The 20,427-nt window shown below is 69.9% G+C and carries 20 protein-coding genes; 12 read left to right on the top strand and 8 right to left on the bottom strand.

Annotation, left to right across the window (positions count from 1 at the left end; all coding sequences use genetic code 11):
• The 5 genes from A6F73_RS36750 (at position 1) to A6F73_RS36730 (ending at position 3,116) form a co-directional block, all read left to right on the top strand.
• The gene (locus A6F73_RS36750) at positions 1–225 is read left to right on the top strand and encodes a hypothetical protein (RefSeq protein WP_063352644.1); all 225 of its coding nucleotides are present in this window, start codon (positions 1–3) and stop codon (positions 223–225) included.
• A gap of 500 nt (positions 226–725) precedes the next feature.
• Positions 726–1,232 (top strand): hypothetical protein, encoded by a 507-nt coding sequence (locus A6F73_RS36745; protein WP_063352643.1) that lies wholly within the window; start codon positions 726–728, stop codon positions 1,230–1,232.
• A 47-nt stretch (positions 1,233–1,279) separates the two neighbouring features.
• Positions 1,280–1,672 carry a hypothetical protein gene (locus A6F73_RS42010; RefSeq protein ID WP_159398735.1) on the top strand — a complete coding sequence of 131 codons (393 nt, stop codon included), beginning with the start codon at positions 1,280–1,282 and terminating at the stop codon, positions 1,670–1,672.
• 686 nt (positions 1,673–2,358) lie between these two features.
• Entirely contained in the window at positions 2,359–2,784 is a 426-nt protein-coding gene (locus A6F73_RS36735; RefSeq protein ID WP_079136579.1) for a hypothetical protein, read from the top strand.
• Positions 2,781–3,116 (top strand): hypothetical protein, encoded by a 336-nt coding sequence (locus A6F73_RS36730; protein ID WP_063352641.1) that lies wholly within the window; start codon positions 2,781–2,783, stop codon positions 3,114–3,116. Before A6F73_RS36735 ends, A6F73_RS36730 begins: the two co-directional genes overlap by 4 nt.
• 234 nt (positions 3,117–3,350) lie before the next feature.
• Here the strand turns inward: A6F73_RS36730 and A6F73_RS36725 are convergent, their stop codons facing one another.
• Positions 3,351–3,770, bottom strand: coding sequence for a hypothetical protein (locus A6F73_RS36725; protein ID WP_107453169.1), 420 nt, complete (start codon positions 3,768–3,770; stop codon positions 3,351–3,353).
• 97 nt (positions 3,771–3,867) lie between these two features.
• On the opposite strand from A6F73_RS36725, the gene A6F73_RS36720 reads away from it, so the two are divergent.
• The 7 genes from A6F73_RS36720 (at position 3,868) to A6F73_RS44300 (ending at position 11,210) form a co-directional block, all read left to right on the top strand.
• Positions 3,868–4,503: an SMI1/KNR4 family protein gene (locus A6F73_RS36720; protein WP_063352639.1), complete on the top strand. Its 636-nt coding sequence runs from the start codon at positions 3,868–3,870 to the stop codon at positions 4,501–4,503.
• A 43-nt stretch (positions 4,504–4,546) separates the two neighbouring features.
• Entirely contained in the window at positions 4,547–5,155 is a 609-nt protein-coding gene (locus tag A6F73_RS36715; RefSeq protein ID WP_063352638.1) for an HD domain-containing protein, read from the top strand.
• Between the two features lie 82 nt (positions 5,156–5,237).
• Positions 5,238–5,843: an HIT domain-containing protein gene (locus A6F73_RS36710; RefSeq protein WP_244293839.1), complete on the top strand. Its 606-nt coding sequence runs from the start codon at positions 5,238–5,240 to the stop codon at positions 5,841–5,843.
• Positions 5,844–6,386: 543 nt separating this feature from the next.
• Complete coding sequence (locus A6F73_RS36705) at positions 6,387–7,034, top strand: hypothetical protein (RefSeq protein ID WP_063352637.1); 648 nt, start codon at positions 6,387–6,389, stop codon at positions 7,032–7,034.
• A 450-nt stretch (positions 7,035–7,484) separates the two neighbouring features.
• Positions 7,485–7,838 (top strand): hypothetical protein, encoded by a 354-nt coding sequence (locus A6F73_RS42005; protein ID WP_079136578.1) that lies wholly within the window; start codon positions 7,485–7,487, stop codon positions 7,836–7,838.
• A gap of 38 nt (positions 7,839–7,876) precedes the next feature.
• Positions 7,877–9,817, top strand: coding sequence for a tetratricopeptide repeat protein (locus A6F73_RS36695; protein ID WP_159398734.1), 1,941 nt, complete (start codon positions 7,877–7,879; stop codon positions 9,815–9,817).
• The gene (locus A6F73_RS44300; protein ID WP_063352634.1) at positions 9,810–11,210 is read left to right on the top strand and encodes a serine/threonine-protein kinase; all 1,401 of its coding nucleotides are present in this window, start codon (positions 9,810–9,812) and stop codon (positions 11,208–11,210) included. The genes A6F73_RS36695 and A6F73_RS44300 overlap by 8 nt, the downstream gene beginning before the upstream one ends.
• A gap of 151 nt (positions 11,211–11,361) precedes the next feature.
• Here the strand turns inward: A6F73_RS44300 and A6F73_RS36685 are convergent, their stop codons facing one another.
• The 7 genes from A6F73_RS36685 to A6F73_RS36655 form a co-directional block, all read right to left on the bottom strand.
• On the bottom strand, positions 11,362–11,565 hold the full coding sequence (locus tag A6F73_RS36685; protein WP_063352633.1) for a cold-shock protein: 204 nt from the start codon (positions 11,563–11,565) through the stop codon (positions 11,362–11,364).
• A gap of 184 nt (positions 11,566–11,749) precedes the next feature.
• The gene (locus A6F73_RS36680) at positions 11,750–13,456 is read right to left on the bottom strand and encodes an ABC transporter family substrate-binding protein (protein WP_208869259.1); all 1,707 of its coding nucleotides are present in this window, start codon (positions 13,454–13,456) and stop codon (positions 11,750–11,752) included.
• 55 nt (positions 13,457–13,511) lie between these two features.
• Positions 13,512–15,662: an ABC transporter ATP-binding protein gene (locus A6F73_RS36675; protein WP_079136577.1), complete on the bottom strand. Its 2,151-nt coding sequence runs from the start codon at positions 15,660–15,662 to the stop codon at positions 13,512–13,514.
• Positions 15,659–16,621 (bottom strand): ABC transporter permease, encoded by a 963-nt coding sequence (locus A6F73_RS36670; protein ID WP_167745915.1) that lies wholly within the window; start codon positions 16,619–16,621, stop codon positions 15,659–15,661. The genes A6F73_RS36675 and A6F73_RS36670 overlap by 4 nt, the downstream gene beginning before the upstream one ends.
• Position 16,622: 1 nt before the next feature.
• The gene (locus A6F73_RS36665; protein ID WP_063352825.1) at positions 16,623–17,606 is read right to left on the bottom strand and encodes an ABC transporter permease; all 984 of its coding nucleotides are present in this window, start codon (positions 17,604–17,606) and stop codon (positions 16,623–16,625) included.
• Positions 17,607–17,859: 253 nt separating this feature from the next.
• The gene (locus A6F73_RS36660; protein WP_244293864.1) at positions 17,860–19,383 is read right to left on the bottom strand and encodes an MFS transporter; all 1,524 of its coding nucleotides are present in this window, start codon (positions 19,381–19,383) and stop codon (positions 17,860–17,862) included.
• A gap of 108 nt (positions 19,384–19,491) precedes the next feature.
• Entirely contained in the window at positions 19,492–20,412 is a 921-nt protein-coding gene (locus tag A6F73_RS36655; RefSeq protein ID WP_063352632.1) for a DUF6528 family protein, read from the bottom strand.
• Between the last annotated feature and the right edge of the window lie 15 nt (positions 20,413–20,427).

The raw sequence follows: 20,427 nt of genomic DNA, 5'->3' as shown, positions 1-20,427 counted from the left end.
ATGAAGACCGAATACATCGACGGAGAATACGTCCTGAAGCTGAACCGGAGTGAGCTGGTGGTCGTCATCTCCGCGATGCTGACCGCGGACAACCTCACCGCGTCGGACGAAGCCCTCTGGGACTACATCGGCCGCACGCGGGAGGACTTCCAGGAGATGACGACGCAAATCGCCGACTTCTGCCGGTCGGTTCCGTATACGCCCGACGGGGATTCCTTGCCCTAGCGGAGGAAACCCGTAAGGACCTGATACCAGAACACTAGTGAGGCCTGGCAGGCGAACCGGCGAAATCGCCGCCGCCTGCCAGGCCTCGCCGTTGCATCCCGGACGGCTGCGAGCCGACATACCCCAGCCGCGGCTCATTCCGAACCCTCCAGCGGCGGCCCGACCCACTGCCAGCCGCCCCGACGCCGACCTCGCCCTGTTCGCCTACATCGACGGCTGGTACAACACCCGCCGTATCCAAAAGCGCCTCGACTGGCTCAGCCCCGACGAGTACGAAGCCAAGCACTACACCGACCAGGCGACCACCGAACCAGTGACCATCCAACCATCCACACCCATCCTGACCAGATAATCACCACCGCCCGCACAGCGGGCGAAGCTCACAGCGCCGCCACACCGGTGGCATGTATGGCTGGAACTCATCTGGGGCGTACGCGCAGCCTGCTCGTAGCGTCGAACCCAGGACAGCCCCGCCACGGGGCTTGATTCATGGGGGAATCATGCACATACGCAAGACCATCGCGGCCGCGGTGATCGCGGGTGCCACCGCGCTTTCGGGCCTGGCTATCGCGCCCGCCGCCCACGCAGATGGCGACTGTGGGGCACCGTGGAACAACGTCGGCTCGCCCGGCAACCTGTACATCAACTCATACCGGACCTACGTTGGTCAGGTTGAGCAGCAGTACCAGCACTGCAGTTCAACCGTCACCAACGTTCGGGCCCACTTCCAGTGGTCCGGCACATTCCAGCAGACCAACGCAGGCGCCACGATTCATGTCTCGGTGTTCTCGCCGTACTACGGGCAGGCAGGCGACCAGTACCTCGACACCAACACCAAGGACGTCTACTCCTGGCCCGGGATCGAAATCCACCACGCCAACCCCGATCGCTGGGAAGCCCAAGCCATCCTGGTTCCGTGCCGTCTGGTCAACTCGGCGGCGGAAAGCACTTACTGGGACTACGGCACCGGATCCCCGTACGGGATCCCCGTGCAAAGCAGCTGCTGACGCTACACCCTGGAACCAGGGCCCGGACAGGCCAAGTCCCGACCATCGTGACCTCGATCTTGCATGAGGGTCCGTCGGCTTGCCGACGGACCCTCTCCGCTCCCCCGGGCTGTGCCTCGACAGCGGGGCAGCTGGCGGCCTGCGCCCGGCTGTGGGAGCGGGCGGGCCCGGACGACCGGGTCAGGGCGTGGGAACGGCGCTGGCGGGCGTTCCCACGGCTGCTGGTGGCCCTGGTCGGCACGGAGGCTGCTGGGGTGCACGGCGCGGTGGCGGACCTGCGCCTCGCCGCCGAGGAGAACCCGGCCACCGCCGACATGCTGGCCGCTGTCCCGGCCGGCGCCGCCCGCATCGAGGACCTCATCCAGCGCGGACCGTCCGCGCCCGTCTGGCACTCACTCGGCGCCCGGGGCGGGCGGGCGTACCGATGGACTGCGCCGTAGGCAGCGGGGCCGGTTGTCATCACAGGGTTGATCACTTTGTTCTGCGCTGACAGAACGAACGAGCGGGGCGGGGCCGGCATCAAGGTGCCCGGCCCGCCCTTACCAATGCTTTGACCTGCGGCGCTATCGCGCTGTGACCGGGCCCCCACGGTATCCGGCCCATACCTTGACGACCCAGTTCCTGGCGGGCAAGGCTGACAGTACCCCCCAGTGGTGCACGGGGCGCCGGGCGGCCTTGTCCCAGTTCGCGTCGGCCGTCGCGTACTTCCCGGTGAGCAGAGCCAACGGGCGGGGGGATCGACTCCACCCATGGCCGGCGCCGTCAACGCGGCGGCTGGCCGACGCGTTCCAGGGAGGTATACAGCGGTTCGGCTACGGTGCTGGCGAGACGGCGGTGGGCCACGTCGGTGGTCTGGCGCGCGGGCAGGTGACCTACCCTCCGGCCATCGGGGAGTGGACTCCACGTCTCGCATTCCCCGGCCGTCCGAGGACTTCCAGCAGCGCCCCGACCTGGCCGTGCCAGCGCGGTGCTCGACGACGACCGCCTCCGTGGGCGGAGCGGACACCATCGGCGCCGTCATCGTGGCCAGCGTCACCGGGGGCACCTTCCCGCGGGCGGAGCGGACACTTCCTGACCTGCGGCGCAGCGAACCTCCACCGCAGACAGAGCGGATGCTGGCGCCACCATGGCGATGGCACTCGACGAGAGCGCCGAACAGCAGATGAGTATCAGCGTCAATGTCAGCGGTGATCGCCATCATGGGGACATGAGCAACCCGAATCTGGCCACCGGCAGGGTCTGGCGGCTCCACCGCGGCGACCTTGAGGTTGCCCAGCTGGCGGTGACCGGCGCCGATTGGCCCTGGATGCACGCCGACGTCGAGACACTTTCCGGCTTTGAAGAGTTCCGTCCACTCTTCGCGGAGCGGGAGCGGGCCATCGACGAAGAGGACTGGGAGCAGCTCGACGAGTGCTACTTCCGGATCCGCAGTGCGCTCACCATGACGTTTCCCGGCGGAAGTCCCGTCGCTGAGTTCATGCTGCACATCCACGACGACGGCACCGCCGGCTGGCGATGGCACGACGAGCCCTTCGGCACGGTGAACCAGTGACGCGCTGGGTTCGCTGCTTCTGGGGTGAGGAGGCCGTCTGCTTCTACTTCGAGCTGGACACCGATGGGCACGTGATCCGGCAAGTCGAGTTGCAGGAGCCCGGAAGCAAGGTGCTGGCCGCCGCGTCGCTGGCCGAGTGGCAAGAAGCCCAAAGTGCCGGTCAGCTGGCTGAATACGAGAGTGTTTACGGTCTGACTGCGGAACTGCCCATCTCCCAGTGGGAGGGGCACGACCCGCAGTGGCTGTTGGCCGATGAGTTCGAGATCGTTTGGTCGACTGCCCGTCGGCAGCTTCAGCGGCGTCAGCGGCGTCAGCGGCGACATCCTTCCTGAGCACCTCCGCTGCTGCGGGCTCTGATCAGGAAACTGCCATCTTCAGTGCGAGACCGGGCGTCAAGCGTCTCGCCATCCTGACAACGCCCTGCTCAAGCGGCATCACCTCTGCCGTGATCGATGAGACACGTCATCAGCACCACCTTCGGGTCTTCCACAACGCCTTGTTACTCCATCAGGAAGTCGCCGGTCAGCCTGTCACCCCGCAGGTCAACGGCCCCGCCCCTGCAAGATCTAATGAGACTGGACAAGAGCTCGCACCGAGTCATCCAGGTGATGGAAGGCCCCTTCGAACTCTCCCGAAGCAAGCAGCTCGGTGATCACGGTCACCATCTCCCGGATGCCGGGATCTCGAACGATCAGCCCGTCCGAGCACCAGAAGCTCCGTCCACCTGCCGCTTCTCCTGTCTCCTCCCATCTCTTCATCAACCGGCTGACCTCGGCGACGGTGAAGATCGTTGCGCTCCAGCGTGAGCCGTCGGGGAGGCGGACCTCGGTATCGACGTTGCAGACCTCGTCGAGTGCCTCATCGGGGTTCGGGAGGAAGGAAGCCTCGAAGCCATCGGTTCGGACGCGGTAGTAGGGGCCGTCCCATCCGGCCTCGGATCGCAGTTCCGTGCTCGTGTTGGTCACTTGGGGAGGGTCCCAGCGCATGACGCCGGGCACAACTGGCTTACGGGCAGCTGATCACACTGGTGACATCTCTGCCGGTGAGCAGGTAGTTTGCGGGAGGACAGAGAGAAGAGTTCGCATGGACTCCCGGATCGCCCGCATCCGACGCAAGCTGGCCAAGGCGCCCTATGCCGCGCTGCGAAGCCATTCCTTCGGTGAAGAGAAGCACGGGTTCCGTCTCGAACCCCCGTTGCCGGACGCGAAGGTCGACGAGTTCGAGGCCGATCACCACATCGAACTGCCTGATCCCTACCGAGGCTTCCTGACCACACTGAACGGGGGCGGAGCATCGCCTTTCTACGGCCTGCTGCCGTTGCCGTCATGTCGGCTGTTCACGATGGACCCGCAAGGTGAGCCCGGCCGCCCTCGGGGGTTCACGTTCGCCGACGGTCCGTCTCACCGAAGTGACCTTTTCCTGCACATCATCGAGGCAGGGTGCACCGACCTGGTGCTTCTCGGTATCACCGGTCCCCTGGCCGGCCGCGTCGTCACCGGAAACGCCGACGGCTTCTGGGGCCCCAACGTCTCATCGGCCACCGACTTCCTGGCCTGGTACGAACGCTGGCTCGACCACATGCTCGACGGCCGAGACAACCGTGACCTGGAACTGACCTCGCCCGCCCTGCGAGCGCCTCTCGACCGGGCCCTGAGGAAGCGCTGCGACCGAGAGGATCTGTCACGCAACCGAGAGTCCGGAGCCATGTCATCCGATTGAGAACGAGCCGGAGTCGCCGGCCGCCCCGCCGGTCCACCTCCGCATGGGCGGAGCGGACCTACTGGCCGATCCGTGGTATCCGGCACAGGCGAGCTGGATTCATGACGAGTGGATTCCTCACCAGGTGGCGAGCCACTGGGCGTTGCCGCAGATCCTCACCGGGCTGGGGCGGCCGTCAGTCGAGCGGCCGTGGAAGTCCGTGGCGCACCAGCTCGCGCAGATCCTCGGCGGCCACCACGGGGTGTTCGGTGAGGCGCTGTCCCCCGCTGCGATGGCCGATCCGCTGAAGGCGCTGCGCGGGCTGGGCGCGGACGGCTGGGCCGAGCAGCGGGAGGAGCCCGTCCGGGCGGTGTTCGGGATCTGTGTATCGCCGGCGGCGCCGGAGCGGCTGCTGCCCGCGGGTGCGGCGGTGGTAACCGGAGTGGTGGTGCCGGCGTGGAAGCCGCTCGGATCGACTGCTGCGGACGGCGCTGTGGAAGCGTGCGCCGTCCCCATGCCCACCCCGAGCGCGGCCACCGAAGCCGTCGCGACGGCCAAGGCTTTGAATTTCGCCTGCACGCGAAGAACACTTCCCGATTCCGGGGCCTCGCGATTCAAGCGATCCCCTGAACGACAGTATCGGGCCCGCCTGCCCGAGGCTGCGATGAAGTGACAAGTGGACAGCGGCGCTCCGCCCACGCTCGCGGTTTCCCTCTCGCCGGCGCGCACGGGACGCAGGCCGGACGCGCTGTCCGGTGCGCATCTCGGGCGCCGCGGCGGCACGTGTCGAAGTGATGGAATATCAGTCGTCCTGGCCGCCCGCCGACCGGCGCCTCTACGCCCCGCCGAGCAGCCAAGTGGCCTGGTATCCATGGGACATGAAAGATTGGAAAGAAGATCGGATCGCTGCGGCCGAGCATGCTGAGAACCCCACGGTGCTGGCCCGGATGCGGACCGGCTGGGCTGTGATCGGCGACACGCAGCACCTTCCCGGGTACTGCCTGCTGCTGTACGCGGGCGCTGCGAACCACCTGACGGATCTGCCCCGGGACGAGCGGTCCCGCTTCCTGCTCGACCTTTCTCTCCTGGGGGAGGCTGTCGAGGCTTCGTGTGGCAGGCGGGACCAGGCCTTCCGTCGGCTGAACTACGAGGTGCTCGGGAACTCGTGGGAGCACCTCCACGGTCACATTCACCCGCGCTACGAGTGGGAGCCGCCGCACCTTCTCCACAGCCCGGTGTGGTGTTACGGAGATGAGCGGACTGCCCCGAAACACCGTTTGGGTCCGCAGCACGAGGAACTGCGTGCGGAGATCGCCCACGCCTTGACGGGCATTCTTTCCGAGGCCTACGAGCAGGCGTAGCCCAAGCAGGCCGAATGGCCGGAGACAAGTCCGCCGCCGAGACTCTGATCCGCACGGTTCGGCCGAGCACTGCCGGCTGAACGCCGACCCATGAGGAGCCGGCACGACTCTGAGACTGGGATCGCCTGACACGGAGTGGGACAACCGGAGGTGTGCAGGTCAGGGCCTCGCCGGCTGACACCGGGGCCGACGAGGTGTAGCGGCGAGTGCGCGAGCACGCCCGTCCCGCCCGGCCGGTAGCCGCGCTGACCGGCGAGGACGGGGAGCTCCTCAACACCTGGTGCGACCGGTTCGGAAAGGCTGCCTGATGACACGCCCACGACCAGCGGCGTCGACCCGGCCCGCACCGCCCTGCGCGCGGCTCGCCCCACCGCCCGCACGAACGGCGACGCCACAGGCTGCGTGCACGGCCAACCTTCTTTTTGTACGAGGGAGTTGGGAGTTGTGAGTGTGCGGTGGAGGCGATCGGGGCATGATCTGACAAATGCATGCCAGGTGTCGGCGGTGTGACCGCCTGGCGCCTCCCCTCCCCGAGGAGTCCTCTTGGCGAACACCTTCCTGCGGCGGCTGTCCTTACCCGCCGCGCTCGCCGTCCTGACCGTGGCGGCTTCGGCCTTCGGCGCCGGCACGGCCCACGCGGCCGAACCGGGCGGCCCGTGCGACCCCCGCGTGGACCGGTACGGGCTGTACGAGGTCTCGACCGCCGTCGTCGACCCGGTGCTCACGCACTGGAAGGGCATCACCATCGCCCCCGGCACCACCGGCTCCATCGAGACCACCGTGACCGAGGTCCAGAACGTCAGCACCACGTTCAACGCCTCGACCGAGATCAACTCGGAGGTGGGCGCGTTCTTCGCCAAGGTCTCCATCAAGGTCGGGTTCTCCGTCCAGAACACCAAGTCCAGCACCAGCACGTGGTCCCAGAAGGTCACGCTGAACTTCTCCCGCCCCGGCGACTACGCGGTGTTCAAGGGCACAAACCGCGTCCAGGGCAAAGCCGACGCGTACGTCTGCCTCCCCCGCTACCCCCCGAGCAGCGACCCCGGCGACGGGTACTGGGCCTACGCCTTCGGCTCCCACCCCACCTACAGCACCTTCGACGCCGAGATCGAGGGCACCGTCTCCTGCGACACGCCGGTCTCCCCCGGCACCGTCCAGGAGCTCGCACGCAACAAGCTCGTCTGCCACTGAGCGCCCCGGGGCCGGCCACACCCCTGGCCGGCCCCGGGCTGCGGCGGCGCGCGTGATCGCGAGGTCGGCCATGCGGTGCAGGACGACGGAACACTCGGAGGCCGGCCGGCGGCTGGAACCCGCCTCCGCCCAGCCCCGTGAATCCGATGGGGCAACTGCCGTTGTGCACGAGCACTGGTGTGCTGCCCGCCAGTACGTAGCAGGCGTGGACGGTTTCGACGGGTGATGTCGTACGCGGGCTGGGAGGTCTTCCCGCCCGCCTGTTGCCCAAGCTCGATGCCCGCCGCCGTCGCCTGCTGCGCCGATCCCATGGCGATCTTCTGACGGTCAGTCATAACGTTTTGGTCGCAAGGGGAACAGGGCGCGCCCTGCTGCCGTCCTATAAGGATGCGGAGCACTCGCGCCGGTTCGATCCTAGGGGGAATCGCTGTGGTGGAATCCTGGTTTGCGGTGGAAGCAGGAGGCCCCGATGCTGTCCTCGACCTGCGCGACTGGCTGGCCGACGAGCCGGCGTTCCGCGGCCGGGTTCGCGTCGCGGCGGCGACGCCCGGTCCGGGCGAGCTCGGGTCCTGGTCCGACACCCTCGTCGTGGCGTTGGGGGCGGGCGGCACGCTCACCACTCTCGCCGCCTCGCTCAAGGTGTACCTGAGCCAGCCCCGCACCAGCAGCATCAAGCTCAAGACCGTGAATCCGGACGGTACCCGCACCGAGGTGACGGCCGAGCACGTCGCGCGTGCCGATGTGGAATCGGTGCTCAAGGCCGCCCTGCACTCCGGCCGGCGGACCGACGACGTCTCGGACTGACCGTGTTCCGGCTTCCCGACGCCTCTCGCTCGTGGGCCGTGCTGATCGGCACCGCGCACTACTCGCACCAGGGCGGGCCTGCGGACGTACCGTCGATCACGAACAACGTGCTGGACTTCCGGGATGTCCTGATCGAAGGACAACCGGGCGCGTTCGCACCCGAGCGCAGCATCACCGTGCTGGACCCGCGACAGCCGAGGGACCTCGGGCTGCCGCTGCTGAACGCGGCGGCAGCCGCCGAGGACGTGCTCCTGGTCTACTACTCCGGCCACGGCCTGATCGGGTCCAAGAAGGGGGAGCTCTACCTCGCACTCACCGAGACCGACCAGAGCATGCCGTCCCTGACGGCCTGCCCGCTCGATGTCATCCGGGAAGCCTTCCAGGCCAGTCCGGCACGCGTGCGGGTACTCATCCTCGACTGCTGCTTCTCCGGCCGCGCGGTCGCGGGCGGGCTGTCCGGGGGCACCCCGCCGGTGGCCGAACAGTTGGAGATCGCCGGCGCGTACACGCTGGTCTCGTCGCCGCCCAACTCGCCCTCCCGCTTCGAGGAGGGCAAACGGCACACCGCCTTCACCGGCGAGTTGCTGCGCGCGCTGCGCAACGGGGTCGACGACGCCGGTCCCGAGGGAGTGTCGCTGGGCGCGCTCTTTCCCCACCTGAGACTCGCGCTGCGCTCGCGGGGGTGGCCGGAACCGGAGCAGTGCGGCACCGACACCGCCGCCAATCTGATCCTCAGCCGCCCGCGGACCAGACGCCCCACTCGGGTGGGCCCGGGCGAAGCCGCCGACAGCCGCCGCGGACCGGTCACGGAAGGCCAAGGGCCGGTCACCGAAAGGCAGCGCTTCCAATCCCTCGTGCAGGCCGGGCGGCGACTCGGCCAGGGCGGCCACGCGCGGTCCGCCGCCTCGGAGCTGGGCAACGTCCTCGACGAGATGACACAGATCCTGGGCTCCGACGATCCGGACACCCTGGCCGGGCGAATCGAGTACGCCCAGTGGCTGGGCGCCGCCGGCCAGGTCCGCGAGGCGCTGGACCTGTCCACGGCGGCGGTGGGCGCGTTGACCCGGGTGCTCGGCGTCGACAACCGGGTGACGCTCGTCGGCCGTGCCCAGCTCGCCCACTGGACCGGGGAGGCCGGGCAGCCGGTGGAGGCGGCGCGCCTCGCCGGCGAGGTGGTCACCGATCTGGTCCGCGCCCTCGGCCCGGACGACCGCGAGACACTACTGGGCCGGGGCCGGCTGGCCCATTGGATAGGGGTCTCCGGCGACACCGGCTCCGCCGCTCGGCTCACCGACCTCCTGGTGACGGACCTGCACCGGGTCTTCGGAGCGGAGGATCGCGACACGCTGGTCGGGCGGATCAACCAAGCCCAGTGGACGGGACGGACCGGCCAGACCCGGCAGGCCGTCCGCCTGCTCGACTCCCTCGTCCCCGACCTCTACTGGCTGCTCGGCGCCGACGACCTGCACACACTGATCGGCCGGGCCCGGCTCGGCCAGTGGACCGGCCTGTCGGGTTCGCCCAAGGGCGCCCGCGGGCTGTTCGCGGCGGTGGTGCCGGACCTGAGCCGGGTCGCCGGGCGGGACGCCCGCGAGACGCTCCTCGCACGCAGCCAGCACGCACACTGGACCGGCGAGGCCGGCGACCCGCGCACGGCGATCGCCCTCTTCCGGCAGCTGCTCGACGACCTGGACTGGATCCTGGGAGAACAGGACGAGGTGGCCCTGGTGAACCGCGCCCGGCTCGCCCACTGGACCGGTGCGGACGGAGACGTCCGCACCGCGCTCCGCATCTTCCACGAGGTGCTGCCGGACCTGCGCCGGACGCTCGGCCCCGACCACCCCGAGGTCCGTGCGAACGAGGCTCTGCTGGCCCGCTGGCGCCGCCGGGCGGACCGGCGGCTCAGGTCGGAGATCCTCTTCGGTCGCGGACACCGGAGCACCGACCGACGCGGTTTCGGGAAGTGGAGCGATGGCTGAACCCGACGACCGGACCGGCATGCCCGACGGGCTGGCGCCGCTCTCCTCCAGGGACCGCCGAGAGCTGGGTGCCTACCGGCTGCTGGGCCGCCTCGGTGCGGGCGGCATGGGGATCGTGTACCTCGCGCGCTCGGCCACGGGCCGGGCCGCGGCGGTCAAAGTCCTGCGCCCGGAACTGCTGAGCGAGCCGGAGGCGCAAGAACGCTTCCGGCGCGAGATCGCCGTGGTGTCACGGATCCCCGAAGACTTCACGGCGCCGCTCCTGGACGCGGAGGCCGACGAGAACGGCGTCTGGATGGCCACGGCCTTCATCCCCGGGCTCTCCCTCCAGCAGAGCGTCAACGCCTTCGGCCCGTTCCCGGCCGACTCGCTGTACGCGCTGTGGTACGGACTCCTCAGGGCCCTGCACTCCGTGCACGAGGCCGGCGTGGTGCACCGGGATCTCAAACCGTCGAACGTCCTGCTCACTGCGCAGGGCCCGCGACTGATCGACTTCGGGGTCTCGATCACGGCCGACTCGACCAGGCAGACATCGACCGGAGTGATCATCGGAACCCCGGGCTACCTGGCCCCGGAACAGGTCACGGGACGGCCCGTGCGGCCCGAGACCGACGTCTTCGCCCTCGGAATCGTGATGGCCTTCGCAGCGACCGGATCGTCGCCCTTCGACGGGGACAACCTCGTCAACGTGATCTACAACGTGCTCCACGGCGAGCCCCGGCTGTCCTCGCTGCCCGCGGACCTCGACGGCTGGGTCCGTACCTGCCTGAGCAAGGACCCCGCCCACCGGCCAACAGCCGAGGGCCTGCTCAGATCGCTCTCCGACCGCCGAATCACCACCGCACAGCGGCAGCTCGCCCGCGGAGACTGGCTACCCGACACCATCTCCCGCGCCACGCTGCGGCGCGCACAGCTCGTCCTCGACCTCGACCGCCCATACCAGCTCTCACCGGACCGGGCCCTGGAACCGCCGCCGAATCTCGCCACGGCCGAGACACTCCTGCGACCCGCTCCAGGAGGGCCGACCGTACGACTCCGACCACTCGGCATGCCGACCGGGGCGGTCCTGCCCGTGCCACCTCGGGACACGACGACCGTGCGCCTCGGCACACGCGGGTACCCGCAGCCCGCACCGCAGCCCGCACCGCGACCCGAGCAGCCGCCCGCGTTGCCGGACCCCCCACCGAACCCCCCACCGATTCCCCCCTCTGCCTACCTGCCCGTATTGCTGCCGCCGCCGCCCGCGGAGCCGCCGGGTGGACCAGGCTCAGCCCCCGAGGTCCTGCTGCGCACCTTCGCCTCCCCCATGGAGGCCGAACTTCCGCCGCCTCCCCGCACCGGCCTGCGCCGCCGCTGGTTCCGCCGCCTGTCTGCCTGGCGCGCCCGAGGATGACCGCCCGTCCCGTCCCGCTCGACATCCCGCTCGACATCCCGGTCGACGTCCCGCTCGACGTCCATGCCGACAGCCCATGAACCGGCACGACCAGGTCTGAGCATGACGAACGCCCCGTACCAGAGCGGTACGGGGCGTCGCGCTGCGAACGTCAGGCGGGGCGGATGTGCTCGGCCTGGGGGCCCTTCTGGCCCTGGGTGACGTCGAAGGTCACCTTCTGGCCCTCCTGGAGCTCACGGAAGCCCTGCGAGTCGATGTTGGAGTAGTGGGCGAAGACGTCCGGGCCGCCGCCGTCCTGCTCGATGAAACCGAAGCCCTTCTCGGCGTTGAACCACTTCACGATGCCGGTGGCCATGTGCTGCTCCCTGGTCGGGGACGGGATACGCGCTGGTGCGTACCCCTGGGGTTGAGGTGATCGCCCTGGTCCTCCGACTGCCGATGCTGCGGTACTTCGGATCCACGACTGCTGACTCAAACGATACCCACGACAGCAAGGATCATGCAGCCGCTCGGCCCGCGAGATCGCCGGGGCAGTGGTGCTACTTCTGCCAGCCGATGGTCTCGGGCAGCGGGCTGTAGAAGATGGTGGCGCCGACGTTGGCGAGGCCCTTCCTGATGCCGTAGGTGGAGGGGCCGCTGTAGAGCGGCAGGAAGGCGTACTGCTGGAGGGCCTTCTGCTCGACCTTGTTGACGGCCGCGATCTGCTGGCCGAGGTCGGCGATCTCGCCGGTGGCGCGGATCTCCTTGTCCAGCTCGGGAGTGCCGGTTCCGGTGATGTTGGAGTCGCGGTCCGAGCAGTAGAAGTCGCACAGGTAGCGCGCGCCGAAGGGGTCCGTCGAGCGGTTGCCGGAGATGAACAGGTCGAAGCGGCGGTCGCTGAGCACCTTGGAGAAGTCGTTCTCGGAGACCTTGTTGACGTTCACCTTCACGCCGACGGCCTTGAGCATCGCGGTGAACGCTCCGGCGGTGGCCTTCTCGATGGGGTCGTCGCCGAGCAGGGTGTAGCCGAGTTCGAGTTGCTTGCCGTCCTTGGCGCGGATGCCGTCGGCTCCGGGCTTCCAGCCGGCCGCGTCCAGGGTCTTCCGCGCCTCCTGCGGGTCGTACTTCAGGACAGCGGCGACGTTGTCCTGGTAGCCCTGTTGGAAGCTGTAGAGCACCGCCGAGCCGGGCAGCGGCTCCGTGTAGTCGAGGCCCTGGAACCGGATCTTCGTTATCTGCGGACGGTCGATGCTCTCCTGCACCGCCTTGCGGACCTGGACGTCGCCGAGGAACGGGGACTTGGCGTTGAGGTACAGCGCGTACTCGAAGGGGCTGCCGCCGCTGCGGATCTCGGCGTCCTTGACCGTCTTCACCTGCTTGAGGTTCTCTGCGGTCCCGACGGGGGCGTAGTCGAGTTCGCCGTTCTTGAAGGCGTTGATCGAGGCGGCGCTCTCCAGGTTGACGTAGACGCGCTTGTCGAGCTTGCCCGGCCGGCCCCACCAGTTGGGGTTGCGCACGAAGGTGATGTTGCCGGAGTGGTCGTCCCAGGTGCCCACGGTGTACGGTCCGGTGCCCCATTCGGGGTGGGCCGTCTTGACGTACGCCTTGTTGAAGTTGTCGACGGTGGCGGCCTGGGGGTGCAGGAAGGTGGTGAACAGCGCGGACCAGGAGGCGTTGACGCCCTTGAAGGCGATGACCGCCTGCTTGTCGTCGGCGCCCCGGGTGACGGAGGTGATGCGGTCGTAGCCGTCGGTGGAGGAGGCCGCGTAGTCCTTGTCCGAGCCGTTGTCGGCCTTCCAGGTGGCCTCGATGGCCCGCCAGTCGATGGGGGTGCCGTCGTTGAAGACGGCCTTGGGGTTGAGGGTGATGACGACCTTCTGGTCGCCGCCCTCGACGGAGACCTTCACGTCGCTGTAGTAGTCCGGGTTGTACTGGACCTCGCCGGTTGGCGAGTAGGTGATGGCGCGGGCATTGTACCAGGCCCAGATCCGCGAGGCGTTCAGGGTGCCGTTGACGTTGAAGGGGTTGCCCTGCTCGTCGAAGGTGCCCGCGGTGGTGTAGGTGCCGCCGTCCCTGATGTTCTCGTACGGCTGGGGGTTGTAGTCGGTGACCGAGGACGCGGCCTTGGCGGCGTTCGTGGCGTTCGTGGCGTTCGGCCCGGAGGATCCGCCGGAGGGTCCGCCGGCGGGGGACGAGGAGGAGCACGCGGTGGCGGCGACCGCGACGGCCGCGGCGAGCGCGAGGGGCAGGGCGAGCTTCCGGCGCATGGGATGTCCTTGGTTGGAATCGGTGAGAAGGGGGCGGGGCGGGGCAGGGCGGGTGTCAGACCGCGTGGCAGGCGTACTGGTGGTCGGAGCCGTCCGGGGCGCCGACGGTCGCCGGCCGCTCGGTGCGGCAGCGGGTCCGTACGCTCTCGTCGGCCTCCCGGTACAGCGGGCAGCGGTCGACGAACACACAGCCCTCCGGCAGCCGGGTGGCACTGGGCTGCTCGCCCGCGAGGACGATGCGCTCGCGGTGGCGCTCGCGCTCCGGGTCGGGCACCGGGATCGCCGACAGCAGGGCCTGGGTGTACGGGTGCCGGGGCCGGGCGAAGATCTCCTCGGTGGCACCGGACTCGACGATGTGTCCGAGGTACATCACCGCGATGCGGTCGGAGACGTAGCGCACCACGGCCAGGTCGTGGGCCACCAGCAGGTACGCCAGGCCCAGTTCGCGCTTCAGCCGGGCGAGCAGGTTGATGATCTCGGCCTGCACGGAGACGTCCAGCGCGGACAGCGGCTCGTCCAGGGCCAGGATCTTCGGCTCGCGGGCCAGGGCCCGGGCGATGCCGACGCGCTGGCGCTGGCCGCCGGACAGGGCGGCGGGGAAGCGGTCGCCCATGGTGCGGTCCAGGCCCACCAGGTCCAGGAGACGGGTGACCCGGGACCGGATGGCCGTCCGGTCGGCACCGGCGGCCTGGAGCGGTTCGGCCAGCAGGTCGAAGACGGTCAGGCGGGGGTCCAGGGCGTCCGTCGGGTCCTGGAGGACGATCTGGACGTCGCGCCGCAGCTCGCGCACCTGGGCCGCCGACCGCAGCGTGGCGACGTCGGTGCCGGCCACTTCGATGCGGCCGCCCTCGGGGGCGCGCAGCCGCAGCACCTCGCGCAGCGTGGTGGTCTTGCCGCTGCCGGACTCCCCCACCAGGCCCAGGGTCTCGCCCGCGCGCAGTTCGAAGCTGACGTGGTTGACCGCGTGCAGGGTTCCCACCCGGCGCTTGAGGAGGGCCCCCTTGGTGACGGGGAAGGTCTTGACCAGGTCCTCCACGCGCAGGACCACCTCGCCCGCGGTCCGCTCTCCGGCGCGGGCCGGCGGCACGGCAGCGGCGCGCCCGGCCGGGTCGAGGGTTCCGTCGGCGATCTCCTGCGCACGGTGGCAGGCGACGTGTCCGACGTGTCCGACGTGTCCGTGCTGCCCGCCCGGTGCGGTCAAGGCCGGTGCGGTCAGGGCCGGTTCGGTCAGGGCCGGTTCGGTGGTCCGGCACACGTCCAGGGCCACCGCGCAGCGGGGCGCGAAGGGGCAGCCGCCGGGCAGGCCGACCAGGGAGGGCGGCTCGCCGCCGACCGGGATCAGGGGCCGTTCGACGCCGCTGTCCACGGTGGGGATGCTGGCCAGCAGCCGGGCGGTGTAGGGCATCGTGGGACGGCGGAAGAGCTCGTCGACGCTCGCGTGCTCGACGATCCGTCCGGCGTACATGACGGCGACGTCGTCGGCGTGGCCCGCCACCACGCCCAGGTCGTGGGTGATCAGGACGAGGCCGGCGCCGGTCTCGCGCTGGGCCAGGCGCAGCACGTCGAGGATCTGCGCCTGGACGGTGACGTCGAGCGCCGTGGTGGGCTCGTCGGCGACGAGGACCGAGGGCTTGTTGGCGATGGCCAGGGCGATGACGACACGTTGGCGCATGCCGCCGGAGAACTCGTGCGGGAACGACTTGGCGCGTTCGCGCGGGTCGGGGATGCCGACCAGGTCGAGCAGTTCCACCGCCTGCTCCCACGCGTCCTTCTTCGACAGTTCCCGGTGCACGCGCAGGGCCTGGGAGAGCAGCCGGCCGACGCTGAAGATGGGCGTGAGCGCGGACATCGGGTCCTGGAAGACCATGCCGATGTCCTTGCCGCGCACCCGGGAGAGGCCCTTGTCGTCCATCGCCGCCAGGTCGCGGCCGCCCAGCAGGATCCGGCCGCCGAGGCGCGCGGTGGGCGGCAGCAGGCCCATGACGGCGAGGGCGGTGGCGGACTTGCCCGAGCCGGACTCGCCGACGATGCCCAGGGTGCGCCCGGGCAGCAGATCGAAGCCGATGCCGCGCACGGCCTCCACCGGTCCGGCCTCGGAGGGGAAGGAGACGCTCAGGTCGCGTACGGACAGGACGGGTGCGGGCTCGGTGGGCCCGGCCGGGGAGCCGGCCACGGGCCCGGTGCGGCGGTCGGGTGCGAGGGTCATCGTCGGCCTCCTGCCGCGGCGGTGGTGGACGTGGGGTCGAGGGCGTCGCGCAGGCCGTCGCCGACGAAGGTCATCGAGACGGTGAGCAGGACGGTCAGCCCGGCGGGGAAGGCGAAGAGCCAGGGGGCGCTGGTGATGGTGCCCGCGCCGTCGGCGAGCATCGTGCCCAGCGACACGTCCGGGGTCTGCACGCCGAAGCCCAGGAAGGACAGCGCGGTCTCGCTGAGCACGGTGGAGACCACGCCCAGGGTGAGGTTGACGATGAGCAGGGAGCCCAGGTTCGGGATGATGTGGCGCACCACGATGCGCAGGGGGCGCACGCCCATGAACTCCGCGGCGCGCACGTAGTCGCGCTCGCGCAGGGACGTCGACACCGACCAGACCACGCGCGCGGTGGACATCCAGCCGAACACCGTCAGCACGAGGATGAGGACCCGCCAGTCGCCCGCCAGCCGGTGCGAGACCAGGGCGAGGATGAGGAAGGAGGGCACGATCAGCAGGAAGTGGACGACGGCGAGGGTGGCCTTCTCCACCCGGCCCCCGAAGTAGGCCGCGCCCGCGCCCACGACCGCGGCGATGGCGACGGTCAGCACGGACACGCTCACCGCGATCACCAGCGAGCGCTGGAGGCCGTGCACGGCGGCGGCGTAGACGTCGTTGCCGCCCTGGTTGGTGCCGAACCAGTGCTCGGCGCCGGGGGCCTGGGTCAGTGCCGAGAAGTCGGCGTCCGCGTAGCCGTACGGGGTGAACAGGTCGCCGAGCGCGCTGAACAGCACGAGCAGCAGGAAGATCACCACGCCGGCGACGGCGATCCGGTTGCGCAGGAAGCGCCGCAGGTAGAGACGGCGCCGGCCCAGGTAGTGCCCGTCGTGCCCGGTGGGCGGCGGATCGGTGGCTCGCGCGGGTGCGGTGGCGAGTACGTCTTCGGAGGTCGCGTCGGGACTCACAGGGGTGCCCATCTCAGCTCACCCGCACTCTCGGGTCGAGGAGAACGGTGGCGATGTCCGCGAGGATCGCGCCGATCGCGGTCAGGGCGGCGGCGAAGGCGGCGGTCGCCACGGTGCCGTGCACGTCGTTCTTGCTGATGGTCTGGATGAAGTACTGGCCCATGCCGTTCCAGCCGAAGATCGTCTCGGTGAGGACCGCGCCGGTGAAGACGGCCGGGATGCTGAAGGCCACGGACTGTGCGGTGGGGATCAGGGCGGTGCGCAGGGCGTGCCGGCGGATCGCCTGGGCCCGGGTGAGCCCGGTGGCCCGGGCGGTGCGCACGAAGTCGGAGCCGATGACGTCCAGCAGCAGGGAGCGCTGGGTGAGGTGGTAGCCCACGTACCCCGTCAGGGTGAGCGTCAGCGTCGGCAGGATCAGGTGCAGCAGCCGGTCACCGGCCGTCGCCCAGAACCCTTCCACGCCGGGCGAGTTCTCCCCCGCGACGTACAGGAAGTGCCAACCGGCCTGCTCGTTCAGCTGGATGGCCAGCAGCACCAGGGCGAGGGCGGCGATGGACACCGGGACGTTGAACAGCGCCATGGAGAGGGCCTGGGCGGCCCGGTCCCTCCAGCCGTACTGGTGCGAGGCGGTGTGGACCGCGAGGGCGACACCGACGACGACCGACAGGACCGTCGCGCCGATCACCAGTTCGGCGCTGACGAGGGAGCGGTAGCCGATCTCCCCGTTCACCTGGACCCCGACCGGGGAGCGGCCCCAGTCGAAGTGCAGGACCACGCTGGTCAGCCAGTCCCACCAGCGGTGGAGCAGCGGCTCGTGCGGGTCGAGGTTGTAGGGGGCCAGGGCCCGGGATATCTGCTCCTCGGTGCGGACCGGGCGCAGTTCCTTGAAGTTCGAGCGCGGGTCGAGGAACCAACTGGCGAGGAAGTACGTGGCGTTGGTGGCCATGGCGATCACCAGGAACCAGCCCGCCGCCCTGCGTGTCACGTACCGGAGCACGGACGGCACCTCCCCACCAGGTGCGGCGGGTGCGCCTGGGGAACGCCGGGTCTGGGGGGGGTACGCATGCCCGTAGAACTTCCTGGGGTGAGAGTCGAGTGCACGATCGTGCAGATGTGAGTCTGTGCACGACTGGTGCGCGACGCCAGTGATCTGGGCATATGGACATGGGAACGAAACACCCCCGCAGCAAAGAGGCGTTGAACCCGCTCCCCCGTTCACATTCGCGGGGGGGTGCCCTCGCGGAGGCGTGTCAGGGGGCGGGCCGGGTACGCAGGGTGCGGTCGGCGAGGGTCGTCAGGACCAGGACGACGCCGACGCCGACCATGATCCAGGCGATGAGGTGCATGCCGGGGTCGGAGACGCGGATGCGGAAGACGATGCCGGTGGTTGCGGAAGCGGCGATCGAGCCGAGGTAGCCGAAGGTGCGCAGCAGGCCGGAGGCGGTGCCGAGTTGTTCGGCGGGGGCGTGGTCGTAGAGGGCGATCTGGTTGCCCGCGCCGGACGTGCCCATGGCGACGCCGAAGACGAGAGTGACCACCACGACCCATCCGATCCAGCCCGAGGCGCTGAGCAGCAGTACGCCGGCGGAGCCGATGAGGCAGGCCAGGGCCGCTGCTACGACCGGTCCGCGCACCCGGTTGCGCCGGGAGACGAGCGAGATCACCAGACCGGACACGAGCGTCATGGGCAACAGGAGCAGTCCGGCTTCGGTCTCGGACAGGCCCCGGACGCTCTGGGCCCACTGAGTGACGCCGTAGAGCACGACGTACGCGCAGAACAGGACCAGGCCGTAGCGAAGATAAGTACTGGTCAGGGCCCGGTTGCCGGCGAGCAGGCGCAAGTCGAGGAACGGGGTCCTGGCCCGCAGCTCCCACAGCACCAGGGCGATCCACAGCACGGCGGAGATCGCCAGCAAGTACCAGCGGGCGTCGGGCAGGGCGAACAGGAACAGCAGCAGCGCGATCATCGCGGCGGCGAACCCGGCGATGCCGATGACATCCAGGCCGGCCGCGACGTCACGGGCGCGTCGGCTGCGGTCCGGTGGGCTGTCCGGTCGGCTGTCGGATGGGCTGTCGGGTCGGCTGTCGGGTCGGCTGTCGGGTGGGACCCAGGCCAATGTCGTGACCAGCGCGACGAGTGCGACCGGAACGTTGATGAAGAACACGGAACGCCAGCCCAGCACGGCCACCAGGACACCGCCCAGGGGCAGCCCGAGGGAGGCGGTCGCGATGCCGGCGATCTGCAGGCCGCCCAGCACTCCGCCCGGCGGCTTGTCCAGACCGGCGTCCTCGGCGCGGCGGCGGATCAGCAGCATGGCCGTCGGATAGGCGCACGAGGTGCCCAACCCGAGCAGTACTCGACTGATCAGGAGGGTCGGAAGGCTGTGGGCGGCGCCGCCCATGAGTCCTCCGACGATGACGAGTCCGATTCCGGCCAGGAACACCCGTCGTGGGCCGAACACCTCGGCGGCCTTGCCTGCGGTGGGCTGGGCGATCGCGCTGGCCAGGTACAGGGCCGTGACCAGGGCGGCGGTCCGCCCGATCGACACGCCGAGTCCGTGGGCGATCGGTACGAGGGCCGTGGCGATCAGCGAGCTGTTGATCGGGTTGAGCGCCGAACCGACGAACAACGGGGTGACGAATCGCCACGAGAACGGACGCCCGGGCGGTATCCCGTTCACCGGCGGGGCGTTGGTCGTCGGCCCGGGGGCAGGCATCAGCATCTCCAGTACGTGGTGGTCGCAGAAGTGCGCGGCCGTCCTCGACCGCCTCACCTTCAACGGCACCATCATGGCGGGGCGGCCGCCGAGGCCGGTCGGTTTGCCGGGACCGGCGTCGCGGTGGTGCAGCTCGGCGTGGATGGCGGCTGCCGGAGGACCGCGCTACCGGGGTCGGTTCGTCGGGCCCGGACCTGGCAGCGGTGTGGTCCACCAGCGGGCCTTGTACAGCTCGGTTCCGGTCAGGGCGAGCGTCCCGTCGGGATGGTGGAAGGTGACGGCGGAGGTGCACCAGGAGCAGGGCCCCGCGTGATCGGGCGTGATGGTGAGCAGGCGACCGGTAGCGGGCTCACTGCCCACGCTCTTGATCCCGCGGGCTGAGTCCTCCGCGCCCAGCCCGACGGCTTCGAAGCGGTCGAGGTGTGAGTCGTAGCGCCACAGGCGGTCGCCGGTGCTGAGCCAGAACGTCCCCGGCGCGGAGCGCACAGGTGCGAGGTCGTGTCCCCCGACTTCCGGAAGGGGGATGCTGCGTTCGGGGGTGAGGGACGGGATGTCGGGCGTGCCACCGACCCGAAGGGCCAGCAGGGTGTCGTCCCCGAGCACCCAGAGCAGGTCCGCGCCCTCGTCCCACTGCACGGCGTGGGCCCCGTCGAGTTCCTGCTCGGTATAGGTGGTGCTGCGAGGCCCCTCCGAGGCCGCGTACAGCCGCACCCATCCGGCGGTGCTGGCGACCACGGCGACGTTGCCGTCCGGTAGGAGCTCCGCGCTGTGGGGGTTGACGGAAGTGCCGAGGTCCGTGGCCCAGATCGGCGTGCCGGTCGCCGTGTCGACCAGGGCTGCCAAGCCGCCCGAGGCGGTGACCAGGAGGGATCCTTCACCGTCGAGCACCACGTCCCTGGCCTCGGTGGGCCTGGCCCAGCTGCGGGCCGGCTCCAGGTCGGCCAGCCGATCGTCGCCGTCAGCGGTCCACGACCACACCACCGGCAACCGGTCGGCCTCGGGTCCGGCCTCGGGTCCGGCCTCCCGCGCCGTCTCGCCGTCCAGGACGAGAACCTGCCGGGACGCCTGATCGACCGCGACGATCAACGCACTGCCCCGAAC

The sequence above is a fragment of the Streptomyces sp. MJM8645 genome, assembly GCF_001625365.1.
Lineage (GTDB): Bacteria > Actinomycetota > Actinomycetes > Streptomycetales > Streptomycetaceae > Kitasatospora.
Note: the sequence above shows the minus strand (reverse complement) of the source record. Positions and strands in the feature narration are given on the sequence as shown.

Bases quoted from the DNA above. Each gene is read 5' to 3' on its own strand.
- A6F73_RS36720 (WP_063352639.1), top strand. From the start codon at position 3,868: ATGGACTCCCGGATCGCCCGCATCCGACGCAAGCTGGCCAAGGCGCCC.
- A6F73_RS36680 (WP_208869259.1), bottom strand. From the start codon at position 13,456: ATGCGCCGGAAGCTCGCCCTGCCCCTCGCGCTCGCCGCGGCCGTCGCG.
- A6F73_RS36670 (WP_167745915.1), bottom strand. From the start codon at position 16,621: ATGGGCACCCCTGTGAGTCCCGACGCGACCTCCGAAGACGTACTCGCC.
- A6F73_RS36725 (WP_107453169.1), bottom strand. From the start codon at position 3,770: ATGCGCTGGGACCCTCCCCAAGTGACCAACACGAGCACGGAACTGCGA.
- A6F73_RS36675 (WP_079136577.1), bottom strand. From the start codon at position 15,662: ATGACCCTCGCACCCGACCGCCGCACCGGGCCCGTGGCCGGCTCCCCG.
- A6F73_RS36715 (WP_063352638.1), top strand. From the start codon at position 4,547: ATGGGCGGAGCGGACCTACTGGCCGATCCGTGGTATCCGGCACAGGCG.
- A6F73_RS36685 (WP_063352633.1), bottom strand. From the start codon at position 11,565: ATGGCCACCGGCATCGTGAAGTGGTTCAACGCCGAGAAGGGCTTCGGT.
- A6F73_RS36750 (WP_063352644.1), top strand. From the start codon at position 1: ATGAAGACCGAATACATCGACGGAGAATACGTCCTGAAGCTGAACCGG.
- A6F73_RS36735 (WP_079136579.1), top strand. From the start codon at position 2,359: ATGGCGATGGCACTCGACGAGAGCGCCGAACAGCAGATGAGTATCAGC.
- A6F73_RS44300 (WP_063352634.1), top strand. From the start codon at position 9,810: ATGGCTGAACCCGACGACCGGACCGGCATGCCCGACGGGCTGGCGCCG.
- A6F73_RS36745 (WP_063352643.1), top strand. From the start codon at position 726: ATGCACATACGCAAGACCATCGCGGCCGCGGTGATCGCGGGTGCCACC.